The 13,969-nt window shown below is 55.0% G+C and carries 17 protein-coding genes and 3 pseudogenes; 8 read left to right on the top strand and 12 right to left on the bottom strand.

Annotation, left to right across the window (positions count from 1 at the left end; all coding sequences use genetic code 11):
- Positions 1 to 65 precede the first annotated feature (65 nt).
- From JCM13583_RS02390 to JCM13583_RS02370, 4 genes are all read left to right on the top strand, one after another.
- A complete protein-coding gene (locus JCM13583_RS02390; RefSeq protein WP_075056560.1) occupies positions 66 to 1,673 on the top strand; it encodes a hypothetical protein in 1,608 nt (535 codons plus the stop codon).
- A gap of 218 nt (positions 1,674 to 1,891) precedes the next feature.
- Positions 1,892 to 3,136 carry a hypothetical protein gene (locus JCM13583_RS02380; RefSeq protein WP_171823367.1) on the top strand — a complete coding sequence of 415 codons (1,245 nt, stop codon included), beginning with the start codon at positions 1,892 to 1,894 and terminating at the stop codon, positions 3,134 to 3,136.
- Between the two features lie 194 nt (positions 3,137 to 3,330).
- Positions 3,331 to 3,552: a hypothetical protein gene (locus JCM13583_RS02375; protein ID WP_162509245.1), complete on the top strand. Its 222-nt coding sequence runs from the start codon at positions 3,331 to 3,333 to the stop codon at positions 3,550 to 3,552.
- Positions 3,553 to 3,655: 103 nt separating this feature from the next.
- The gene (locus tag JCM13583_RS02370; protein ID WP_171823366.1) at positions 3,656 to 5,029 is read left to right on the top strand and encodes a hypothetical protein; all 1,374 of its coding nucleotides are present in this window, start codon (positions 3,656 to 3,658) and stop codon (positions 5,027 to 5,029) included.
- 404 nt (positions 5,030 to 5,433) lie between these two features.
- Here JCM13583_RS02370 and JCM13583_RS02365 read toward each other — a convergent pair whose 3' ends face one another.
- Genes JCM13583_RS02365 through JCM13583_RS02355 form a run of 3 tightly spaced genes read right to left on the bottom strand, consistent with a single transcriptional unit; the run spans position 5,434 to position 6,471 of the window.
- Positions 5,434 to 5,760, bottom strand: a complete 327-nt coding sequence (locus JCM13583_RS02365; RefSeq protein WP_162509244.1) for a hypothetical protein — start codon at positions 5,758 to 5,760, stop codon at positions 5,434 to 5,436.
- The gene (locus JCM13583_RS02360) at positions 5,714 to 6,283 is read right to left on the bottom strand and encodes a hypothetical protein (protein ID WP_075056557.1); all 570 of its coding nucleotides are present in this window, start codon (positions 6,281 to 6,283) and stop codon (positions 5,714 to 5,716) included. The genes JCM13583_RS02365 and JCM13583_RS02360 overlap by 47 nt, the downstream gene beginning before the upstream one ends.
- On the bottom strand, positions 6,223 to 6,471 hold the full coding sequence (locus JCM13583_RS02355; RefSeq protein ID WP_075056556.1) for a TrmB family transcriptional regulator: 249 nt from the start codon (positions 6,469 to 6,471) through the stop codon (positions 6,223 to 6,225). Before JCM13583_RS02355 ends, JCM13583_RS02360 begins: the two co-directional genes overlap by 61 nt.
- A 65-nt stretch (positions 6,472 to 6,536) precedes the next feature.
- On the opposite strand from JCM13583_RS02355, the gene JCM13583_RS02350 reads away from it, so the two are divergent.
- The 4 genes from JCM13583_RS02350 to JCM13583_RS02335 are packed head-to-tail and all read left to right on the top strand — an operon-like array spanning position 6,537 to position 8,415.
- Complete coding sequence (locus tag JCM13583_RS02350; protein WP_075056555.1) at positions 6,537 to 6,839, top strand: hypothetical protein; 303 nt, start codon at positions 6,537 to 6,539, stop codon at positions 6,837 to 6,839.
- Positions 6,818 to 7,006, top strand: coding sequence for a hypothetical protein (locus JCM13583_RS02345; RefSeq protein ID WP_075056554.1), 189 nt, complete (start codon positions 6,818 to 6,820; stop codon positions 7,004 to 7,006). Before JCM13583_RS02350 ends, JCM13583_RS02345 begins: the two co-directional genes overlap by 22 nt.
- A gap of 11 nt (positions 7,007 to 7,017) precedes the next feature.
- Entirely contained in the window at positions 7,018 to 7,719 is a 702-nt protein-coding gene (locus JCM13583_RS02340; protein ID WP_075056553.1) for a hypothetical protein, read from the top strand.
- Between the two features lie 45 nt (positions 7,720 to 7,764).
- Positions 7,765 to 8,415 carry a hypothetical protein gene (locus JCM13583_RS02335; protein WP_075056552.1) on the top strand — a complete coding sequence of 217 codons (651 nt, stop codon included), beginning with the start codon at positions 7,765 to 7,767 and terminating at the stop codon, positions 8,413 to 8,415.
- Here the strand turns inward: JCM13583_RS02335 and JCM13583_RS13625 are convergent.
- The 9 genes and pseudogenes from JCM13583_RS13625 to JCM13583_RS13620 form a co-directional block, all read right to left on the bottom strand.
- Entirely contained in the window at positions 8,401 to 8,562 is a 162-nt protein-coding gene (locus JCM13583_RS13625; protein WP_171823365.1) for a hypothetical protein, read from the bottom strand. The two genes, JCM13583_RS02335 and JCM13583_RS13625, sit on opposite strands and share 15 nt — an antisense overlap.
- Before the next feature lie 34 nt (positions 8,563 to 8,596).
- On the bottom strand, positions 8,597 to 9,307 hold the full coding sequence (locus JCM13583_RS02330) for a hypothetical protein (RefSeq protein WP_162509242.1): 711 nt from the start codon (positions 9,305 to 9,307) through the stop codon (positions 8,597 to 8,599).
- Positions 9,217 to 9,471 (bottom strand): hypothetical protein, encoded by a 255-nt coding sequence (locus tag JCM13583_RS02325; RefSeq protein WP_075056550.1) that lies wholly within the window; start codon positions 9,469 to 9,471, stop codon positions 9,217 to 9,219. Before JCM13583_RS02325 ends, JCM13583_RS02330 begins: the two co-directional genes overlap by 91 nt.
- Positions 9,468 to 10,235: a hypothetical protein gene (locus tag JCM13583_RS02320; RefSeq protein WP_075056549.1), complete on the bottom strand. Its 768-nt coding sequence runs from the start codon at positions 10,233 to 10,235 to the stop codon at positions 9,468 to 9,470. The genes JCM13583_RS02325 and JCM13583_RS02320 overlap by 4 nt, the downstream gene beginning before the upstream one ends.
- A complete protein-coding gene (locus JCM13583_RS02315) occupies positions 10,232 to 10,756 on the bottom strand; it encodes a hypothetical protein (RefSeq protein WP_075056548.1) in 525 nt (174 codons plus the stop codon). The genes JCM13583_RS02320 and JCM13583_RS02315 overlap by 4 nt, the downstream gene beginning before the upstream one ends.
- Positions 10,757 to 10,897: 141 nt before the next feature.
- Positions 10,898 to 11,934: pseudogene (locus JCM13583_RS02310) on the bottom strand (ABC transporter ATP-binding protein).
- 9 nt (positions 11,935 to 11,943) lie between these two features.
- A pseudogene (locus tag JCM13583_RS02305) lies at positions 11,944 to 12,840 on the bottom strand (ABC transporter permease subunit).
- 34 nt (positions 12,841 to 12,874) lie between these two features.
- A pseudogene (locus JCM13583_RS02300) lies at positions 12,875 to 13,763 on the bottom strand (sugar ABC transporter permease).
- 29 nt (positions 13,764 to 13,792) lie between these two features.
- Positions 13,793 to 13,966 (bottom strand): hypothetical protein, encoded by a 174-nt coding sequence (locus JCM13583_RS13620; protein ID WP_171823364.1) that lies wholly within the window; start codon positions 13,964 to 13,966, stop codon positions 13,793 to 13,795.
- Positions 13,967 to 13,969: the final 3 nt, after the last annotated feature.

Below are 13,969 nucleotides of genomic sequence, written 5' to 3'. Positions count from 1 at the left end.
GATACTTGTCCTGACCATGGTGCTGATCTTTGTCTCCTCTCTCTTTCTGGGGGTCGGCAAGTGCTGTGAGTGCAGCGCCATCACAGTCCGGTGGTGCTAATTACATCAACGTCTCTGAGGCCAATATAACGTTCACAGGCAACGTAACGAACGATTTTTCAGGGCACCAGATCTATGAGAACACCCATGCGACCCCATGGGGGGGTCCTGATAATAACCTGACTGCACTCTATGTATCATTCAACTCGACCTACCTCTTCATAGGTGTCAAGGAGATCATTGATGGGAACTCGCTGATGGTATTCCTGAGCAATGATACGAACACGCAGTACGGCACGTACAACATGACAAATCTAAACACCTGGAACCGTGCCATATCATTCACAAGCCCGGTGAATTACTTCGCAGCAGTCTACTTCGGTGGCCCGAACTCTGATCCCAGCGGCGAGGATGCGTTCATGGTGAACTCGCCACTCTCGGCCAGCAACACCTCGCCCAGTGCTGTGTCCATCCAGAACTACTTCGTATTCGGCGGCTCCAACAACACCGTGGAAATAAGGATACCTTGGCAGGCCCTGTTCCCATACGGCTACTCCGGCACGCTACACATGAACATATCCGCCTTCATAGTGGGCGGTAGCGGTGCCTGGGTCGGTATCGGGATGCCATACAGCCAGGTTGGTAAGTATAACGATGGCAACTCCATCTCAGAATTTGTTGTTAACGATACCATAGGCCTGAACTTCGGCCAGGTGAACATCCCAAGTACCGTGAAGACAACAACCCCCCCCACCGCGCCACCGATAAACCTGGCCATCATATTCAACGACCACCAGCCACTGTACAAGGTTGTCGGGTCGAACTACTACGTCCTCCCGTGGACTGAGGCCCACGCCACTGCCGAGTACATAGAACAGGCTCTCATAGCCCACATGTTCCCTGAAGTAAACGTGACATACGAGCTGTCCGGTTCGTTGTTATACCAGCTCGTCAACATTTCCACAGACCCTGAGTTCAATGACACATTCATACACTACGCCTTCGTGCCTTACAGCGAGTTGAACACAACACAGAACAGGAGCCTTCTGGCAAACCTCACATATGACTACTTCAGCATACCGTCATACGTGTTCAGCCTGAACGAGCCAGCGTCGAACCTTTACGCACAGCTCCACTCCCTGTGGGTCTCTGGAAAGACGCTTAACGCCACACAGTTTGAGGATGCGAAGGTGCTCTGGTTCCTGTACGATGTGAGCACACCGCTGGTTGAGGGGGGGCAGCTTGGTGCACAGTGGAAGAACAGTACCATATGGGCCCTGCACAACCAGACATCTTTCAACCAGACAGACCTGAAGGAAATATTGCAGTATTCAAAGTGGCTCACTGGCCAGGTTATACCTGCATTCAGGAGCGACATGCAGGGCAACACCAGCGGTAGCAACAATGTGGAGCTCTTCACAAGCCCGTTCTACCACCCACTCACACCGCTTCTCCTGGCAAATAACCTCACCGGGCCTGCTGGAACCATATACAAGGCGTCATACTTCTCTGATGTCCTGGCGCAGATGAACATAAGCAGGGGGGGCAGTTCTACCACTCTTCGGCCAGTGGCCAACCGGAATGTATGCGCCGGAGTTCACGGTATCGTACCAGATGATCCAGGCCGCAAATGAGTCCGGTGCCATATGGATGAACGCGGCGGACGCGGCCCTGCAGGGGTCTGGCATCGATGCCCTGCCATATGGCAACGGCGGCAACGTCACGCAGATGCTCAACCTCTATACCCCCCCGTACAAAGCCCTGGGGGGGCCGAACAACACATCCATCTATGTTTTCTTCAGGGACGGCTACATTTCAAATGACTGGGCCTTCAACTTCGGCAGCATGCCACATGGACTGCAGTGGACACATTCATCAACTACCTCAAGGCATATACTCCGCAATACCTGCCTCAGACCACGAGCACGTCCTCGTAACCGTTGGCCTCGATGGCGAGAACTGGATGTTCATGTCTCCGTTCGCAGAGGACGGTGTGCCGTTCCTGGAGGACCTCTACACCGCACTGGAGCAGAACTCAACCTACATCCACACGGTGACACCGCAGCAGTACCTGGAAATGGTCAAGCAGGAGGGATACCAGCTGCCGGTGCTGAAGCACATAGCCACGGCAGGCTGGAACGGCGGGAACGGAAAGCCTGCGCCCTACCAGTCAAACATCTACCTGACACAGTGGTCAGGTTACCAGGTCCAGGACTTCTACTGGGAGGCGCTCAATAACGTGAGGAGCCTCGTCCTTAACTTCCAGGAGGAGCACAACCTGGTGCAGCTGCAGAACTACACACCGTTTGAGCAGAACCTCACGGCGAACACCCTTGAGGGCAACCTTACGAGGGCCTGGAACGCAATATACGCTGCTGAGGGCAGTGACTGGTTCTTCCAGATGGCCCCCCCCTGGACCATCAGTGGCTCCAACTCTGTGCCGTTCGACTACCTGTTCAAGGGAGACCTGATGTACGCACTGCGCCAGCTGAATATACCTGTACCCAACTACCTCAACACACCATACACACCGCCTGTCACGCCGGCCTCAATGGGAGATTACACGCAGGCGCACACCCCGACGCTCAACGGGTACCCGTGGGGGGGCACGGTGCAGACTTCTGCTGGCCTTGCCTCATCGCCTTCGCTTACGAACCCATGGAACGGAACAATAGTCTACTACAACAACACCTCGAAGGCGAACGGCAACATAAGGGAGCTCGACATAGCCTACAGCCCGACGACCCTCTACCTGCAGATCTACACATACGGCAACGCCTCTGTGTACGGCTCGGTACTGAATGACTACCTCAGCGTATACTTCAGTGGTGCCAACCCCCCCTTCATAGACTACAACCTGACACTGGATGTGCCAAACGCCGCGTTCTCGACGGTCTACAGCCACCAGAACCTAGACTTCGCAGCCCAGTATGCGGTGGAACTCCTCCCGGCAACATTCTCCAACGGCGAAGGCTACTACGGGTTCTACGTCGCCAGTGGCTTCAACTCCTGGAGGCAGGACATAGACATAGTGAACCCCCCCCAACGGCATACGCCAGGACTGTTATACAGCTGGAGATCCCGCTCACCTATCTGAACTACGTCCCAGGGGGACAGCTTCTTCATGGGTGTTTACCTGTATAACGGGACGAGTGGAACCGGGTCTTACATCTCTCCCGTCATGGTGAAACTCCCAATTTCGCTCGCTGAGTACACACCGATCTCTTCGATCCACAACACCGTGCCACCGAACGGTGACGGCAACTACACCTACCTGACCAGCCAACCCAGATACCGCCGGGCTCACTGGACCTTGAATACATAAACGTATCCGCAAACCAGTTCGACATGAAGTGGGTGTTCACCTACGCCCAGCTCTGGAACATCTGGGACGGCCCACTGGGCTTCTCCAACCAGATCATAAACATATTCATCTCGGACGGGAGCAGCACAGGCAGCTACTACCTGGCACTGGCCCGAACGCCAATTCCACCGTACCATGGCAGACCATGATATACATATCTGGCTGGAGCACCTATGTGCTTACTCCGAGCGGAGAGCAGACGCAGGGAGTCATAACCTCTGCCAACCTGTCCGCGAGACAATAACTGTGATCGTGCCACTCTCCTACATAGGCAGCAACTTCGAGAGCTACAAGTACATCATAGTTGCCGGGTCCTATGACGGGTACGGTGTGAACGGCTGGAGGGTCGTTGACCAGACAAACACCACCAACGGCGGATGGCAGGGTGGAGGCGGTAACCCGCCATGGAGTTCCAACATATACACGTACATAGCACCGGCCACAGTGGGAGAGGGTTCCCTTACACAGCAGCAGGCACTGTCATCTTTCAGCGCCACAGACCACAAGTACGCAACGCTGGTCCCCCCCATCAGCCTGCCACTCCTCAGAAACGTCACCACGACCTCGCACACACAGATCAGCCCTGTGGAGAACGCGTACCCGCAGATCTACTACTCAAACGGAATGTACTACATGTTTTACCTGTCCAACGCGACCGGAACAGCAGAGCTCTACGTTTCAACAAGCAGCAATGCGGTGAACTGGTCAGAGCCTGTTGCCCTGCCGGGCGCCGATGGCTCCTACATTTCAAGCCTCTACTGGGGGGGCTCGAACGTTTACGTGCTCCTTGGCAGCTCCAGTGGCCTCGAGATACTGAACTTCAGCACTCTGTCACCTTCTGACCTCAGCAACTATCTGACATACCACCTGCAGATCGCGCCCCAGTATGCCACCATGTACATCAGCGGGAGCACGGCGTACATACTCTCCTCTTACACGAATGGTTCCGGATACTCATACAGCCTGCTGGCATTCAACATGAGTGACATGGGAGGCTCCTCCTCCACCATCACGGGCTCTGACTACCTCATCAACAGGGCACTCAACCTCAGCGGTAACTCCTATGGCTACATATCCGGCTGGAACTCGCACCTGTATGTGGCCTTCTACTCTTACAACGGTTCATACGACAACATCGGCCTGGCATACATGTCCACGGGTGGCAACCTGCTGGGCGAGTACACATACCGGACATATGAGAACCTGACCGGCATCGACCTATCGGTGAACTCGTACGGAAACGCCTGGATCATCTACTCAACCGGTTCCAGTGCCGGTTACGGCCTCTACGTGACCAACATCACAGTGGCCTCCGCAATGCCCAGGTTCTCCAATGCGACCTCAATCACCACCAGTCCAAACACAATGGACCAGCCATTCCTCTACATCGTTCAGAACGGCAGGAACGACAGCCTGCTCATCGCCTGGCACGGTGTGGCTGAGAACCAGAACGTAGTCTGGGGGGGCCTCAGGTCAAGCATAAGCTGGTACCAGTCATCTCCTGTAACCACGCCCCCGAAGGTTCCTGCGAAGTCATTCCCGTACACGACAGTTGTGATTGCTGTCGTGGTGGTCGCTGTCGTTGCAGGCATAGCTGTGGCCTATGCGGTCAGGATCAGGAGGTGATGCATCATATATTGAGCCCTACTTTCAGGGCTCATATCCAATCTCATTTTTCATATAGGCATCCCTCAGCATGGGGGGGCATTTTCTTTCATAGATTATAGAAATTTTTATCCTGCACAGGCACGATATGGTGGTGCCTGGGCGGCCTTTTGCTTTCAAGCACCAGGGGGGGACCGCACTGGCTGATGCATCCACGCTGGACTGTCCGGGTTCCGGGTCCACCCATGTTTGTATCCGTCTCTGGAGAGACTTTAACCATGTCCATCACGCCTCCCGGGGGGGCGAGTTAAGCACCTTCTGGCCCAGGCAGGGATTGCGGTGGGATCTGCTGGCGCATGCCCAAGCCCCTGAGGGTGTTGCCTGTTATGAGGTTAAGGATGTATAAGTTCAGTATCTCCGCACTCTCATGAATAGGGCCTGAGTTTCACCTGCAGGAGCCTTGCGTCCTCAACCCTGGCCGTCCTCCCACCCACGGAGATCTCCTTGCCCCCCCTGTACGTGACGTAGAAGGTGTGCTTGAGCCCAAGCACCCTCTCGATCCTTGTTACCTGCCCGGTGAAGCTCTTCCTGCCGCCTTCTCTGAGTATGCATGTGATGTCCGCGCTTAACTTCAGGCCCCCCCTTGCCAGCAGGGACTGGATGGCTTCAGTTGCCAGCCATGCGGTGCTGAAGCGCAGCTCCCTATCAGATGGGAAGTCCGAAACGTATGAGGAGGGGGTACCAGATGGTATAGTAGTAGAAGTAGGATATCACGTGTATTATCTCGCTCTCCTCGGAGTATATGCTGTACATCGAATCCCCCCCATCTGTTCCCAGGTTCAGCATTACATTCTCCCTGTCCGTGATCAAGACCTCTGCTGCCCTGAACTCCCTCTTCTTCATCACAAACGATCTCCCGAGGGCGTTCATCATCTTGGCCTCGTCCACATCGTAGCTCACTATGGCAACCGTGACGCCCCTCTCACAGGCCTCCGTGAGCTCCCTTTTCAGTTCAAGGAGCTTGGTCAGGGGCGCCGAAACGATAACCTCGCTGGAGGCCCCCCCCTCTATGAGGGATCGCATCCTGTCCATTGTCCTTTGTGTGCCTGTGGCCAGCCAGAGCCTGGCCTCTGATGGGTCCTTCTGGGACTTGGAGTTCCTGATGTATTCGTTCAGTATCGAAAGGCCGGACTGGAGCTTCTTGATGTGCCTGTTCAGTGATACCGATGGCTCAACAGCCCTGTAGACTTTCCTGTGGCCTGCAGATACATCCACCAGCCACGCTCTGAGAGCTTCTTGAGGACGTCATATACCCTTGGCTGCGGTATGCCAGAGCTTTTGAGGACCTCTCCCGCGGTCTGCGGCCCGTTTAGGACAAGGGCCCTGTACACCCTTATCTCGTAGGGAGAGAGCCCGAAGTCCTGCAGGACCTGGAACACGTCTTCTTCCACTTCGACCAGCACTATTATTTAAGCAATGGTTATAAATTCAACCATCAGCTTTATGACATTATCTGGCCTGACCACCTGTGCTGGACATCATTTATTCAAGGAAGTTCCTCCAGGAGGTCAGGATATCGGTCCCGGCAAGGAAAGATGATGTTGATCTTTGGCTGTCCGGGTCATTCAACTGCTTCGGTGATGGCAGCCTTCGTTTCACGAGGACAGGGAGCAGGTGGGAGATATCCGCACCCATCCCGCCAGGCAGGTACCTTTACGAGATCAGGCTCAACCAGTACAGGAGGATCGATGAGAACCGGAAGAGTCTTGCGAGGAGGAAGCCACTTGATGTCATCCCCCCCCGTTCCCGGTGCACGGCGATGCCGGTCTGAGGCTTGCTTACTCCTCAGGCGGTTACACCATCCTGGGCATCTTCAACCCAGGTAAGAGCGGTGTTGAAATCCTCCTCGATGGCCCAAGGCTGGTTTCGCATGAAAGGTTCGATGTGAACGGCATACCCACTGATGTGTTCACCGTCAGGGGGCAGCGGTGCATATAACTTCAAGATCGATGGAAAGGAGGGACTGCTTGATGAGGCCCTTAAGGTACCTGTGGGCGGTGATCCGGAGGGGGCAGGGAATTGTGTACCACATATTCCCGGACAGGTTCATGAAAACCCCCCCTGGTTCGGCGGCAGCCACAGGCCTTGCACCCTGGGGGGGCTCCAGGCCCAGCAGGGAATCCTTCTATGGCGGCACGCTGAAGGGCATAAGGGAAAGGCTGCCCTACATCTCGAGCCTGGGTGCTGATTACATATACCTGAATCCTGTATACAGGAGCAGGTCAAACCACCGCTACGACGTTGACGACTACACGAGAGTGGATGACCTCCTCGGCACCGGGGGGGACGACATGAGGGAACTCACAAGGGAGGCACACGGCCTGGGGGGGATAAGAGTGATCCTAGACGTTGTGTTCAACCACACGTCGGTCCGTCACCCGAGGTTCCTTGAGTTCATGGAGCGTGGAAACGACTGGTATGTAAGGGTGCCCAGGGCAAGGAGGAAGAGCGGCACATACTTTCCTGGGTACGAGACGTTTGAGGGACACGCCGGGATGCCCAAGCTGAACCACAGGTCGCAGGCAGTCATTGATATGATAAGGCAAACCATCAGGTACTATGTGGAGGAGTGGGGGGGCATAGATGCTGTGAGGGTGGATGTGGGGGGGCATTCGCTTCCCCCCAGAAGCCTGCAGGGCACTGAGGTATGATGGCCCTTCAGCAGACGGCTTCTTCACGGTGGGGGGGGAGGCCTGGTGCCTTTCTCCAATCTTAGGAAGCTGCACTTCGATTCCCTCACAAATTACCACGTCCGCCGGCTCATCCTAGATTACGTCAGGGGGGGCAGGATAGGGGGGGCTGCGGACCTTGTCAGAGGAGTTACCTCGGAATGCATTCTATACGGCCAGAACGAGGACCGGATGATGAACATCCTGGACTCGCACGACACCGTGAGGCTCATGACAACCCTGAGGGGTGACAGGGACAGATTCATGCTGGCGTACACGCTCCTCTTCATCTTGAACGGTCTGGCGACCATATACTACGGGGGGGACGAGACCGGCCTCAGGGGGGGAGGGAGGGACCCGGACTGCAGGAGAACGATGCCCTGGGATGAAATGGACCAGGAACTTGTTCGGTTCTTCAGGGAGCTTGGCTCACTGAGGGGGGGACACTACAGGGCGGCACGCACAGGCATCCTAGAATGCGAGGAAAGGCATGGCGTCGACACCATATTGAAGAAGTCAGGGGGGGACTCTGCACTGAGGCTCTACGTCTTCAGATCGCCAGGGGGGGCAGGTGTGCGGATCCAAGGAGAGCCGGTCCTGTGGAACGGGGCCATTCAAGATGTTGGAGGACTATGGAAAGGGGTAGCCAGCGGATTTGTACTTTCAGCTGAGGGTTAGGCCTCCCTGCCTGCCCGTGACCTCAAACTCCCTGGTGACTGGCCTCCCCCCCTCACTCGATGTCATGTGCAGTACGCATACGAACTCGTTATCCGTATCCAGCTGGCCCTCCTTGAATACTGAGTATTCCACACTGTTGCCATCCACCCTGAACCTGAAAGTCCAGAAGGCATACCTGGGTCTACCGCGTCATCGTCCATGTAAAGGCTGCCCTCTGCCACCGACTCGGTGTACACATGCAGGCGGAGCCTCTCCCCCCATCCCTTACTGGAATGATGGAACCCTCCCTCACGTAGACAGGAATGTCCTGAATGGATATCCTCTCTTCAACTATGCCGCTCACCCTTTCGCCGTTCCAGAAGCTGTACCAGTGGCCTTTTCCAGGTAGCTTGGTGTACCTGTACCTCTGCCCTGGCTGCAGCACCGGCACAACGAGGATGCTGTCACCCAGCATGAAGGCAACATCGTCCAGGACCTCTTCTCCAGGGAATTCCATAGATACGGGCCTCACGATGGGCAGACCAGTGTCCCTGGTAATGTAGAAGAGCGTCATGATGTGGTCAATCAGTGAGTACCTGACCCTAAGGTACTTCCTCAGTATTTCAAGGTGCCTGGGGAAGTGCCAGGGCTCCCTCGGCCTGGATCCCTTGCTGGAGTGCACCCTGAAGAGGGGGAGGAAGGTTGCCATCTGGAACCACCTCACGAAGAGTTCATCTGAGGGCGAGCCACTGAAGCCACCGACATCCACTCCAGCGAACGGAATCCCGGAGAGCCCCCCCAGGTTCAGTATGGTCGGTATCGTTATCCTGAGTGCATCCCAGGTGCTCTCGGTGTCGCCTGTCCAGACCGCCGAGTATTTCTGTATGCCTGCCCAGCCAGACCTTGAGAGTATGAAAGGCCTCTCCCCCCCCTCCTCTTTACCATATACTCATAGGCTGCCCTGGCCATGTGCATCGCATAGATGTTGTGGACATCCCTGTGCAGCCTGCCGTGGTGGTCTGCGAACCACGGGAGTGAGTTATCGCCCCTCACTGGAAAAACAGCTGGCTCGTTCATGTCGTGCCATATCCCCCCCGATATTCCGTTTTCCTCGAAGACTCATAGTTGCTGCCCCCCCACCAATCCCTGACCTTTTCCTCAGTGAAGTCAGGGAAGGCAACGTTGCCAGGCCAGACCGGAGAGTTCACGTAAGTTCCGTCAGGCCACTTGACATAAGCATCCCTCCTCAGTCCTTCCCTGTAGACACTGTAGTTATCGTCCACCTTGACGCCCGGGTCTATTATCGCGACCGTCCTTATGCCCATCGATGCGAGATCCCTGTTCATTCCTGCTAAATCAACGAACCTGTTTCTGTCAACCGTGAACACCCTGTAACCGTCCATGTAGTCTATGTCCAGGTGTATTGCCGAGATGGGCAGGCCATTGTCCTTAAAACCTCTGGCCACGGACATTACCTCGTCCCCCCCGTTCATGTAGCTGTACCTGGACTGGTGGAAGCCCAGGGCCCACCGTGGTGGTAGCGATTGTGGGCCGGATATATCCCTGAGACACCTTAGGACTTCCTTCAAGCTGCCGGGGAAGATGAACATGTCGTGGCCGCAGCCACTGAACCGGGCCCTTATCATGCCTTGGTGGTTGAAGTCCATGTCGATCTCGCCCTGGCTGGGGGGGTTGTTGTGGAAGACGAGGTAGGTCACCTCACCCTCCACGATGTAGACGGGTATGGAGATGTAGAGGGGGGGGTCCTCAAAGGAGCCGTAACTTCCGTTGGCGTCGTGGTTCCACATCTTCAGCAGGGAACCGCGGAGGTCGTAGTTCATGGCCCTCTCACCGGTTCCGTGTATCCTGCACTCTCCTCAATTGATGATGCCTGCCTGAATCCATCTCCAACGAACTCCGGCGGGTCATCCCTCCTGAACTCCCTCTCACCAAGGAGGTAGTGGATCGTGCCATCATCCTCCACCTTCAGCTTGAACGAGCCGTTGGAGAGGACGACCGGCCCACTGCCCTCCTGCACCAGCTTTGCTGGCTTTAGCAACCTATCTGAAATGCCAGTGTCTATCTTACTCTCCACCCAGGTTAGTCGCATGCCACGCTCGAAGGCACGGACCCTGAGGGAAATCCCTGACGAAAAGGATATTCTGGCTTCATTGTCGTGAAGGAGTGAAACTCCGGTGACGTGGCCTGGAGAGACCACAGGCAGGTCCCTGGCCACCTTTCTTTCAAAATCCTCGACTGTGAGTGTGTACTTCAGGGCCTCTATGGCTATGGGCTCTGAGAGGAACGAGGAGATCTCGCTGAGCCTCCTCAGGTTGTTGAGCTGCAGGCTGTTGATTTCCATAGATACTACTATCAATAGTATATATTAAAATTTACTGTGGCACGGATTTACCGGCTTTTATTCTGCTCGAGTTCCTGAGGTCGAAATCGGTGAGCAGGTCACCGTCCTCAGAGAATACAAGTGATCTTGAGAGGTTGGGCATCAGGTGCACCATCTCCCCCCCTCGCTCCTCTTCTCGGAACTCTGGGCTACCCTGACAATGGCCTCACCCGTCTCCGAGGCCTCGTAGTGCTCTATGCTGCTCCTCCCGAGGTCCTGAACAACTATGACCTTCGCGGCAATCCCCCCCTCCTCGGAGACCTGGAGATCCTCCGGCCTCACGCCGAATTTTAGCTTTGCCCCATTGATCGATTCTGTGTGGAGTCCCACCATCTCAGGTGCGAAGGAGAACCCTGCCACTGTCACTACCTGTTTCCCGTTCTTCTCCTCAAGCCTCGCATCGAGCATATTTATGCTTGGATCGCCAAGGAACGATGCCACGAATACATTCTTAGGCCTCTCGTAGATCTCCATCGGCCTGCCCAGCTGTTCCAGGCGCCCGTTATTCAGGACAGCGACCCTATCACCGAGTGTGACAGCCTCCACCTGGTCGTGCGTCACGTACACTGTGGTCGTGCCGTACCTCCTCTGCAGCCTCTTCAGCTCGCTCCTCATTGTGGTCCTGAGCTTGGCGTCCAGGTTAGAGAGGGGTTCGTCCATGAGGAACACCTGGGGGCTCCCTCACTATCGCCCTGCCGAGGGCCACCCTCTGCCTCTGCCCCCCCCTGATATCTGGCCCGGCTTCATGTCAAGGAGTTCGGATATGCCCAGGATCTTTGCTATCTCTTCAACCCTGCTCTCTATCTCCCCCCCTTTGGCATCCTCCTTTTCTTGAGTGGAAAGGCTATGTTGTCCCTCACGGTCATGAAGGGATAGAGGGCGTAGTTCTGGAACACCATGGCCATGTCCCTGTCTTTTGGAGGGTAGTCTGTTATCTCGTAGTCGTTCAGGTAGATGTGCCCGGAATCAACGGTCTCCAGGCCCGCAATGGCCCTGAGTGTTGTGGTCTTTCCGCAACCGCTTGGTCCCAGCAGGACAAAGAATTCCCCCCCGTCCTCAATGTCCAGCGAGATACCGAATACCCCCCCTTTTCCCCTTCCATAGTCCTTAACTATGTTGTCGAGTCTCAATCTGGCCAAGGTACCACCTCATTTGTACTGGGCTATGCTGAAGCCCGATATGAAATACCTCTGGAAAACGAAGAACAGCACGAATATCGGTATGCCCATGAGCACAGAGAATGCAGCGTATATGCCGTAGTTTATGTGTATCGTGCCCTGCGATACATAGTAGAGGGCAATGGCCATGGTGTAGAATTTCGCCCTGGTTATGAAGGTGCTCGCGAGCGCGTAGTCAGTGTAAGGCCCCCATGAAGGCCACCACCGCAGCGAAGCTGATCACGGGCCTTGACATTGGCACAAGCACCCGGAACAGGGCTGCGGTCCTTGTGTAACCATCGACCTGCGCTGCCTCCTCGAAGTCCTTCGGGATGGCATCAACTGCGTTCTTTATCAGGTAACTTGAGAATATGACTGCACCGGCTGAATAAGGTATGATGAGGCTGTAATAGCCAACGAGCCTCAGCTCCGCGAACATGAAGTAGAAGGGGGGGATGACCATGATCGTGAACGGGAAGAGAGATAGTATGAGCAGCATGTAGAGGAGCGCCTTCTTCAGCGGGACGTTCATCCTCGAGAAGGCTATCCCGGAGGTTATCGAAAGGGCAACACCTATGGCGGTTGCAGCAAGGTCGAGTACCAGGGTGTTCTTGAGCCACAAGAAGAAAGGTTCCTTGAAGAGCAGCTGGTAGTAGTTCGATAGTGTGGGGGGTGAACCGGTACAAGGTCTGATATGGATGACTGAACCAGTGCTCCTATCCTGTTGAGAGAAGTTTCAACCGCATAGTATATGGGGGGGAAGGCAGCATATACCGCCACCGCTGTCAGTATTATGTAGGAGGCGATCTTCTTTATGGCCCTGAGCCTCCTGTAATAGACGTTCTTCCTCCTGTATTCGTACTCCCTTCTGCTCCTATTCTTGAGGATACTTTCACTCACATCCTTTTCCAACCATATCACCTCAGTAGAGTATTGACATCATCCTGGTGTACTTGTTCGCCAGTACAACGAAGACCAGCAGTATGATTATAGAGATAATCGCGTACGCTGCGCCGAGGGCGTAGTTGGTGTAGCTGAAGGCCTCAAGGTACGAGTAGGTAATGAATATCTGCGTTGCGTAGCCCGGGCCACCTCCGGTAAGCAGGAATGGTATGTAGAAGTTGTTCCACGTGAATATGAAGCCGAATATGGTTATGAAGCTATCTGCCTCTTTAGCAGTGGTATTGTTACGAGCCTCAGCTTTCCGAGTGCACCGTATCCGTCCATGCTGGCGGCCTCGTACAGTTCGTGTGGCACACTCTGCAGGGCCGCCGTGTATACGAAAGTGTAGTATGCAAAGGAGAGCCAGAGGTTAACAAGGATCATTGACAGCATGGCGAACCTATGTGAAGTAAGCCAGTAAGGTGCCGGGATGTGCAGGGCCCTCAGCACATCGTTTATTATCCCTCCGTTCGCAGCCAGCATGTTAGACCAGATCAGGATCGTTATGAAAGCGGGGGGGAATGCCCACGGTATCAGGTACACGACCCTGAAGGCCGACATCCCCTTGAGGCCTGGCTGCACCATTATGTTGGCCAGTATGAACCCCCCCACAGGACCATCACCGCTATGCTTCCCGCGCTCCATATCACCGTATTTTTAAGTATCAGGAGGAACTGCGGGCTGGTCAGAACGAACTTGTAGTTCTCAAGGCCGATGAAATGGTAGTTGAAGAAGTGGATGACGCTGAAGTCCGTCATCGAGAGGTATATTGAATATGCAATGGGATAGAAATTCAAAAAAATCAATACTACCAGTACAGGTAGTACATATATTATTGGTTTCAGTTCAAGTTTTCTCCTCCTCTCCATGTAGTCCAATCAGACCACCCGGCGAGCCATCACATCTTCCAGGAGTCTGATGTTAGTGTGGACTGCTTCACGTTCTGCACGGACGAGATCTCCTGGATCGTTGTGCTCAGGTGCACCGAGGGCATGAGCATGGCAACGGACGAGGAGGCCTGCTGTATGTCGGTGAGCACCGCCTTCTCAAAGGCGTTCATGACACTGGACACGTT

The organism is Thermogymnomonas acidicola JCM 13583 (genome assembly GCF_001316105.1).
Taxonomy (GTDB): Archaea; Thermoplasmatota; Thermoplasmata; order Thermoplasmatales; family Thermoplasmataceae; genus Thermogymnomonas; species Thermogymnomonas acidicola.
This window is presented reverse-complemented; position numbering and strand designations above follow the sequence as displayed.

Bases quoted from the DNA above. Each gene is read 5' to 3' on its own strand.
- JCM13583_RS02320 (WP_075056549.1), bottom strand. From the start codon at position 10,235: ATGAACTACGACCTCCGCGGTTCCCTGCTGAAGATGTGGAACCACGAC.
- JCM13583_RS02380 (WP_171823367.1), top strand. From the start codon at position 1,892: ATGGACTGCAGTGGACACATTCATCAACTACCTCAAGGCATATACTCC.
- JCM13583_RS02325 (WP_075056550.1), bottom strand. From the start codon at position 9,471: ATGAACGAGCCAGCTGTTTTTCCAGTGAGGGGCGATAACTCACTCCCG.
- JCM13583_RS02340 (WP_075056553.1), top strand. From the start codon at position 7,018: ATGGAAAGGAGGGACTGCTTGATGAGGCCCTTAAGGTACCTGTGGGCG.
- JCM13583_RS02315 (WP_075056548.1), bottom strand. From the start codon at position 10,756: ATGGAAATCAACAGCCTGCAGCTCAACAACCTGAGGAGGCTCAGCGAG.